Genomic DNA, 6,072 nt, shown 5'->3' on the forward strand with positions numbered 1-6,072 from the left:
CAGGGGTTAGTATATAGAAAACGCTATGTTTTGACCCCGGCATCATGTCATTTAGTTAACGTTTAATCAGGAAGTGAATTCTTACAGAACAAATTACAGATGAGCCTTAGTGGAACCGTTTTACAGATATGTTTACGATTTACTCATGAAGGAAAGCATGACAAGAAGACAGATTGCAAATCTGCCTCAAAACGGATTATAATGATATAGGTGTCTATGCTGCCCGATATATAAAATATCGCGGTCTTCGGAAATGAGCCGTTTGGAGTCTTGGGTATTGGCGTTCATTCCTGATAGGGATCAATTCCTTTTTCAGCAGGGACATCACATCATATTGGTCTTTCTCCGTGGTCAGACGGAGAAAGGCTCTGCAGATATGGGCAGCCATAGTGAAATTGACTTTGTATTCATGTTTTGTCCTATGTTTTTCCAGTAGTGTGTAGTTTATCATTGTTTCGGTTATGTTATACGCAAGTAGCCTTGCCCATATTTCCTGTTTCACGTATTCGGGTTTATACGCATGGAAATTACTCAACCCAATGGTATATTTCAGTTTCCTAAATGAGGATTCAATAGACCATCTGGCATTGTACAAGGTTTTGATACGTTCCACAGGGAATTCATCACGTGGCAGATTGGTCACGATGCACTCGTATGTAGAAGTGCTGATAGGGAAGCGTAGAATACGGAAGGACAGCTCATATGTATCATAACTTCCATATTCAATGTAATCGAAAGCAGCTGCCTGATCAACAAAGCGTATGTAACCTTCTGTGTGGATGTCTGCCAAAACTTTTTTCGAATGGCTCCGGACCAGTATGACGCTGACATCAATATCGAAGGATTCCGCATCTGGAAAATTAAAATTGCCGACCAGTCCTTTGGAATGGATATCCTTGGTACGGAACAGGAAATACTGTCCCTGTTCCACAACATGTGCCATGTTGTTATAAGAGTAATAGCCGCGGTCACCGATATAGATATTTTTTATTCCATCCAAAACATCGTGCCGGTCAACAGTAGTAGTCTGGTGATGAGAAAGCCGGAGTGCTGAAAAAAGTGCAGGTAGAGCCATCGGCAGCCAGGAAACGATAATGCGAATCCATAAAGGAAGCGGGCGGCAATTCCATGGAAGCGGAATTAAAGTGCCGGAATACAGCTTCCAGCGCATCAGGTTTAAGCTTTGCGCGCTGCTGGCTGAGAGCAGAAGCGGTTGGTATGGAAGAATCCAGTCCCCAGAAATCAAGCAGTTCATGGCTAATTAAAGGGAACAAAAAAGAAAGGAAAACCAATCCAGACGGTATCAGCGGCAGGATACAAGAATAAATTGTGATTTCACAAGATTGGTGCTATAATAAGAGAAAAGTTCCTGCCGGGGCAGCCGCCCCGGTGGTATGGATAGAAAGGCAGGAAAACAATATGCACATCAGCTATAAACCACTCTGGCACACACTGTTAGAGCGTGATATGAGGAAAGAGGATTTAAGGCTTGCTGCTGGTATGACAACAAATATGATTGCCAACATGAGCAAAGAGGGAAAGCACATCAGCATGGATACATTAGCCCGTATCTGCGAAACGCTGAATTGTGAGATTACCGATGTGATTGAGTTAGTACCAGACGAGCCTGCTTCCACAGGAGGTAAGGAACATGAGAGAATTGAAACCAAGAATAACGGAAAACGGAATTGATTATATCCTTGTCGGAGATTACTACATCCCGGACTTGAAACTGCCGGAGGAACACCGCCCTATCGGAAAGTACGGACGGATGCACCGGGAATATTTAAGGGAAGTCCACCCAGCCAGATTGAATACATTGATACTGACCGGAGAATTGTGGACATATCTTGCAGACCTGAACGAACAGGCACAGGAACGGTTAGACACTATCATGGAGCAGATGAAAGCCACCGAGGGCGTGACAGAGGAATTGAAGCGAACTCAACAAATGGAATGGGTGCAGCGTTGTAATAACATTCACAACCGGGCAGAAGAAATTGTTTTGCATGATATAATTTATTCATACGGGAGTAATTAAATCGGAGGTATATAAGATGATTGAAATTGTATTTGGTGAAAGTGCCTGTGGAAGTTTGAAAATTGCCCAAACTTACGGTAAGGGAAAGTATAGAGGAAGTGCAGTTTCGGTCTTTATGAGGCACGAAGATGGGAGTGTTCCATCTTCAGATGAAATGAAAGAAGCACAAATTCAAGCACAGGAACAAGAACATATTGCTTGGGAGAATGCTATTCCATTGGGAGGCAAGAGCAGTGATGTTTATTGTTTTGATATGGCTCTTAGTGTGGGAGATATTTCTGATAATGGAATTGGCGAACAGCGGAAAAATGTTCTCAAGAAAATGCTGTCTGTCTGGTTTGTAGAGGATTTAGACTATCAGGTTGAAGAAAAAATACAGAAAATTAAAACTACATTGTCTTCGGTTATTGAACGATATGTAGCTGGGGAAGAAGTTCGTATTTGGTATAGCTATAATCCGGATGAACTTTGCGGTATGTACTGGCTTATGAAACAACTTCGACCATTAAACTGTCAGACAACAATTTATTTGGTTAAGTTACCTGCCTGGGAATATGGAAAAGAAAATACTATGACATCCAAAATAGCATGGGGTGAGGTTTCTCCTGGCGAATGGGGAAAATATATAACTCTACAAGAAAAAGCTAAGCCTGTATTTCTTTCAGCTTGTGCTATGAAATGGAATCAACTTCAAAATGAAAATGCACCTTTGCGTGCAATGCTAAATGGTAAATTGCAAAGTGTTTCAGAAGATATATATGATAGTTTCATTCTTCGTGAAATTGCGGAACAGCCAGAGCAATTCAAAATGGCTATTGTTATAGGTAATGTTTTAGGAAAATATCAACTTGGAATTAGTGATGTATGGATTTCTAATCGCATTGATAAAATGCTTGAAGATGGTGTGTTGGAAATTATACAGGACGCACCAAAGGGAGAAACAAATTATCGCCGGATATTAAGAAAACGAATGAAATAATAACCACAGCAAGAACCGCTGCTACATGGAAGGCACCCCAACCATGCAACAGCGGTTTTTTTACCGTTTTTTCCTCTGGCTGATAGGCGTTCCCATTTTCTTTGATTTTTTGAGAATCCGAATCAGCCAGCGAAATTCTTCGTCTGACAGATTTTTATAGTTGATACCGAGCTGCTTGCAGTAAAGGACAACCAGCTTTTCATCCCGGCTGCCCTTGAAATTTTCGACTGCTTCGAGATTTTCTTTCAATTCATCGGCAACGGTGGTCTGGGGCGCACTCTCACTGTCCTTTTTGTGGGCTTCCCGAATATCCCGGATAATCAGGTTGAGGTCATCCAGAACCATGTGACTGAAATACTCATCATCACTGATATGGGCGGCTTGCAGCACTTTCAAATGCGGGTCATCTTCGCCTGGGCGATACCGTTCAATGATTTCATGCCGGACGGTATCGACAAGTGCATTGAGGTTTTGAATCTGCATGGTAGCAATCCCGTCCACATAAATCTCAATGTCTGCAAGAAACTTGATAAAATCTTTATGTGTAGCAAGCTCACAGAGCAGACGGTTGTTAATCCGACCGCTTTTCAGCAGTGCCACCATCTCATCATTCAAATGCAACTCCGTCAATGGTGTGTTGATCTGCTCCCTGTTCTCTATCCGGCACAGTAGATAATCAACAGAGACCCCATAGAAGTCTGCCAGCGTGATAAGGTTGCCATGATTGATTTCCTTAAAATCCTCTTTTTCATAACTTCCAAGAGCTGATTTGGAAATGCCTGTCAGCTTTGATAGTTCTTCCAGATTTAAGCCTTTGTCCTTGCGGAGTTCCCAAAGGCGTTCCTGTATGCTTGTTGCTCCTTTCATGGGCGCACGCTCCTTTCCAATGGTTTCATTGCTGCCGCTTATCTGGATTATATCACACTTTCCGCAATCGTGGAAATTTCTGATTTTTACCCCTAATTCCTACTTTGTGGACATACGGCACAGGGCACAAAAATGTTCTATGATACAGGTAGTTCATCGATGGATTATTCCAATCGAATGACCAGCCTGTGTGGGATATGCTTCCCCGGCGATGTAGCGCCATGACTTTTGGCAGGGATGTGGAGGAACCCTGACCGAAACGAGCGTACCAAAGGGAGCGATACGCCGCTGTGAGATTCAGGGGAGGAACGACACCGGGGAGAACTGGCGAACTGACACCGAAATGATACCGAAACACGACAATCTGATAGGGGGATAGTCTACCCTATCGCTGATACTTCGGGAGATTTTAATCGGCTCTATGACCGTAATTTTGCCGAAAATCGCCCCGAAACCATACACTAAAACGGGAGGAAATACAATATGCCGAGAATGAGCAAAAAGAGGAAGCATGAGCTTTCCTTTTACCTCAATGACCGGGGGCGTGTCACTTACAACGAATTATGCCGGAAATGCCAGCATGGGTGCAAGCAGAGCTTCCGGGCGGTTGTGATTGACTGCCCCCGTTATTTATCCAAACGATCAAAGAAAAAGGAGGAACACACCGAATGAATTTTGAATTTATGACGATAGACACACCATTGCCGCCCTGTATGCCATTTCCCAGAGCGTTGACAGGATTTCCAGTCAGCAGCACCGCAAAGGTCATGTACTGCCGGATGCTGGACGCTATGCTATCCAAAGAGCAGGAGGACGAGAACGGAATCCTGTTTGTCTGCTTCCCTGTCACAGCCATTGCCGCAGTCCTGTCCCGCAGTCCCATGACGGTCAAGCGTTTTCTGAATGAACTGGAAAACGCCGGACTTATCATGCGGGTGCGTCAGGGCGTGGGAGAACCAAACAGGATTTATGTGCTGATACCGGGAAAGGAGGACGCTGCCCTTGCCTGATACCTCAAAGCTGGAAAAGCTAAACCGGGAGCTGGAGAAAAGCGAAAAGAAACTGCGGAAAGCCATCAATGATGAAAAGGCATTGCAGCACCAGTTAAAGCAGCTTACCCGAAAGGAACGGACGCACCGGCTCTGTACTCGTGGCGGTATGCTGGAAAGTTTTCTGCAAAAGCCGGAACGCCTGACAGATGATGATGTCATGCTGTTGTTGAAACTCATTTTTCACAGGCAGGACACGCAGGAACTATTGAAAAAACTGCTGGAACGGGAGAAGCCGGAAACCCCTTAGTTTACTAAGGGCGCAATTATACACCACCCAGAGGTTGGTGCATTGCGTTCTCCGAAGGCTCCTCGCCGGAGGGCTGTGATTTTCCGCAGTCATGGTCTGCTCCAAATCATACAGGGGACGCTACGCTTCCCCTGCGCTGGCTGCCGCCAGCTACCCTTTTGTGGACTTGCCATCTGGGGACACCTTGCGTTGCAAGCTGTTCCCAGCCGACAAGTTTCATAAAATATGCTATCTTTTCGATAGCCAATGAAGTATAATGAAGATGACAACAAATCGGTAGTTGACAAGGAGTTTTGATAGCGTGAAAAAAATATTTCTTAAAATTGTGATAGGGGTTGTTCTTGCTTGTATTTTATTTGTTTGTTTTCTTTATACGAACAATGAGATCGGCGTGACTTCATCTAAGCTGGAGGCAGATATTCGTTCGTCGCAGAAGATTAAGGATGATTGGACGGTCGATGGAAGCGTTTCCAGCACGATGGCTGCATATATTTCTTACCCTCAGGATTTGAGTGACCATTCTTTTTCCGTCTATGTCAACCGTCCTGGTCTTTCCTTTGGATACTTTTTCCGTGGGGGTGGAAACCTTTCGGGGGTTCAAAGAGGAATTGCCGAGTACACCGTAGAAGGATATAATGAGCGAGCATTTATTTCTATGAATCAGCAACAGGTAACACAGCTTGAAATAGATGACGGCAACACAATTCAAGTGCTTGACATTGACAGCAATAAACCTTTTGCGATTGTTTTGCCTATAAGTGCGGGAACCATTACATTCTATGATGTGAATGGCAATACTGTGGAATACTGGAACAATTCTCTTTGACAACTTCCAGTTGTGCGCCCAGCTAAGGGTGTGTAGTCAAGCCGGTGGAATTCCGGTTTA

At 44.2% G+C, this 6,072-nt stretch carries 10 protein-coding genes; 8 read left to right on the forward strand and 2 right to left on the reverse strand.

What is annotated here, in order from left to right:
• Positions 1-214 precede the first annotated feature (214 nt).
• Positions 215-1,000 carry a transposase gene (locus PGU50_RS17680; protein ID WP_270247621.1) on the reverse strand — a complete coding sequence of 262 codons (786 nt, stop codon included), beginning with the start codon at positions 998-1,000 and terminating at the stop codon, positions 215-217.
• Between the two features lie 128 nt (positions 1,001-1,128).
• On the opposite strand from PGU50_RS17680, the gene PGU50_RS17685 reads away from it, so the two are divergent.
• From PGU50_RS17685 to PGU50_RS17700, 4 genes are all read left to right on the forward strand, one after another.
• Positions 1,129-1,326: a hypothetical protein gene (locus PGU50_RS17685; RefSeq protein WP_270247623.1), complete on the forward strand. Its 198-nt coding sequence runs from the start codon at positions 1,129-1,131 to the stop codon at positions 1,324-1,326.
• 93 nt (positions 1,327-1,419) lie between these two features.
• The gene (locus tag PGU50_RS17690) at positions 1,420-1,692 is read left to right on the forward strand and encodes a helix-turn-helix domain-containing protein (RefSeq protein WP_002593556.1); all 273 of its coding nucleotides are present in this window, start codon (positions 1,420-1,422) and stop codon (positions 1,690-1,692) included.
• Positions 1,652-2,041 carry a TnpV protein gene (locus PGU50_RS17695; RefSeq protein ID WP_009296082.1) on the forward strand — a complete coding sequence of 130 codons (390 nt, stop codon included), beginning with the start codon at positions 1,652-1,654 and terminating at the stop codon, positions 2,039-2,041. Before PGU50_RS17690 ends, PGU50_RS17695 begins: the two co-directional genes overlap by 41 nt.
• Before the next feature lie 16 nt (positions 2,042-2,057).
• Entirely contained in the window at positions 2,058-3,020 is a 963-nt protein-coding gene (locus PGU50_RS17700) for a DUF3658 domain-containing protein (RefSeq protein WP_014078537.1), read from the forward strand.
• Positions 3,021-3,080: 60 nt separating this feature from the next.
• Here PGU50_RS17700 and PGU50_RS17705 read toward each other — a convergent pair whose 3' ends face one another.
• Positions 3,081-3,887 (reverse strand): helix-turn-helix domain-containing protein, encoded by an 807-nt coding sequence (locus tag PGU50_RS17705; RefSeq protein WP_006873172.1) that lies wholly within the window; start codon positions 3,885-3,887, stop codon positions 3,081-3,083.
• Between the two features lie 483 nt (positions 3,888-4,370).
• Here PGU50_RS17705 and PGU50_RS17710 point away from each other — a divergent pair, with 483 nt between their 5' ends.
• The 4 genes from PGU50_RS17710 (at position 4,371) to PGU50_RS17725 (ending at position 6,012) form a co-directional block, all read left to right on the forward strand.
• The gene (locus PGU50_RS17710) at positions 4,371-4,559 is read left to right on the forward strand and encodes a hypothetical protein (RefSeq protein WP_054328105.1); all 189 of its coding nucleotides are present in this window, start codon (positions 4,371-4,373) and stop codon (positions 4,557-4,559) included.
• Positions 4,556-4,897: a DeoR family transcriptional regulator gene (locus PGU50_RS17715; RefSeq protein ID WP_270247624.1), complete on the forward strand. Its 342-nt coding sequence runs from the start codon at positions 4,556-4,558 to the stop codon at positions 4,895-4,897. The genes PGU50_RS17710 and PGU50_RS17715 overlap by 4 nt, the downstream gene beginning before the upstream one ends.
• On the forward strand, positions 4,890-5,186 hold the full coding sequence (locus PGU50_RS17720) for a DUF3847 domain-containing protein (RefSeq protein ID WP_002569225.1): 297 nt from the start codon (positions 4,890-4,892) through the stop codon (positions 5,184-5,186). The genes PGU50_RS17715 and PGU50_RS17720 overlap by 8 nt, the downstream gene beginning before the upstream one ends.
• Before the next feature lie 301 nt (positions 5,187-5,487).
• Positions 5,488-6,012 carry a hypothetical protein gene (locus tag PGU50_RS17725; protein ID WP_002569224.1) on the forward strand — a complete coding sequence of 175 codons (525 nt, stop codon included), beginning with the start codon at positions 5,488-5,490 and terminating at the stop codon, positions 6,010-6,012.
• Positions 6,013-6,072 lie beyond the last annotated feature (60 nt).

The organism is Coprococcus sp. AM11-30B (assembly GCF_027674365.1).
GTDB lineage: Bacteria > Bacillota > Clostridia > Lachnospirales > Lachnospiraceae > Allocoprococcus > Allocoprococcus comes.